The 1,352-nt window shown below is 54.0% G+C and carries 2 rRNA genes; both read left to right on the plus strand.

Annotated features, from left to right (window positions below):
* Window positions 1-1,050, plus strand: a 23S ribosomal RNA gene (locus tag C6H66_RS25130); the annotation flags it as partial.
* A gap of 145 nt (window positions 1,051-1,195) precedes the next feature.
* Window positions 1,196-1,311 (plus strand): 5S ribosomal RNA (gene rrf / locus C6H66_RS25135).
* Window positions 1,312-1,352 lie beyond the last annotated feature (41 nt).

A 1,352-nucleotide genomic window follows, 5' to 3' on the forward strand; every position in this document is an offset into this window, starting at 1 on the left:
TTGATGGGGTTAGCCGCAAGGCGAGGCTCTTGATCGAAGCCCCAGTAAACGGCGGCCGTAACTATAACGGTCCTAAGGTAGCGAAATTCCTTGTCGGGTAAGTTCCGACCTGCACGAATGGCGTAATGATGGCCAGGCTGTCTCCACCCGAGACTCAGTGAAATTGAACTCGCTGTGAAGATGCAGTGTCCCCGCGGCAAGACGGAAAGACCCCGTGAACCTTTACTATAGCTTGACACTGAACATGGAGCCTTGATGTGTAGGATAGGTGGGAGGCCCGGAAGTGCGGACGCCAGTCCGCATGGAGCCATCCTTGAAATACCACCCTTGAATGTTCGATGTTCTCACTTAAGCCCGTCATCCGGGCTGAGGACAGTGTCTGGCGGGTAGTTTGACTGGGGCGGTCTCCTCCCAAAGGGTAACGGAGGAGCACGAAGGTTGGCTAATCACGGTCGGACATCGTGAGGTTAGTGCAAAGGCATAAGCCAGCTTAACTGCGAGAGTGACGGCTCGAGCAGGTACGAAAGTAGGTCTTAGTGATCCGGTGGTTCTGAATGGAAGGGCCATCGCTCAACGGATAAAAGGTACTCCGGGGATAACAGGCTGATACCGCCCAAGAGTTCATATCGACGGCGGTGTTTGGCACCTCGATGTCGGCTCATCACATCCTGGGGCTGAAGTAGGTCCCAAGGGTATGGCTGTTCGCCATTTAAAGTGGTACGCGAGCTGGGTTTAGAACGTCGTGAGACAGTTCGGTCCCTATCTGCCGTGGGCGCAGGAAGATTGAAAGGGGCTGCTCCTAGTACGAGAGGACCGGAGTGGACGCACCGCTGGTGTACGGGTTGTCATGCCAATGGCATAGCCCGGTAGCTAAGTGCGGGAGAGATAACCGCTGAAAGCATCTAAGCGGGAAACTTGCCTTGAGATGAGTCTTCCCTTGACTTAGAGTCACGGAAGGAACGTTTAAGACGAAGACGTGGATAGGCTGGGTGTGTAAGTGCAGCGATGCATTGAGCTGACCAGTACTAATGAACCGAGCGGCTTAACCTTACAACGCCGAAGGGGTTTTGGTGTCGGAAGACAGCAAACAGAAGTCGGAAGACAGAAGAGAGACAGATTTCAGCTTGTTCAGAGATTGGTTCCAATGGTTGTGGTGACGGAGAGTCAGACAAGGGTTGGAATAAAACGGAATATGCCTGGCGGCGATAGCGCGGCGGTCCCACCTGACCCCATGCCGAACTCAGCAGTGAAACGCCGTAGCGCCGATGGTAGTGTGGGGTCTCCCCATGTGAGAGTAGGACACTGCCAGGCTTTACTTTTAGTGTTGTGTTGCGATGAAACGCAGCATAAAG

Source organism: Photorhabdus hindustanensis (assembly GCF_002968995.1).
GTDB lineage: Bacteria > Pseudomonadota > Gammaproteobacteria > Enterobacterales > Enterobacteriaceae > Photorhabdus > Photorhabdus akhurstii.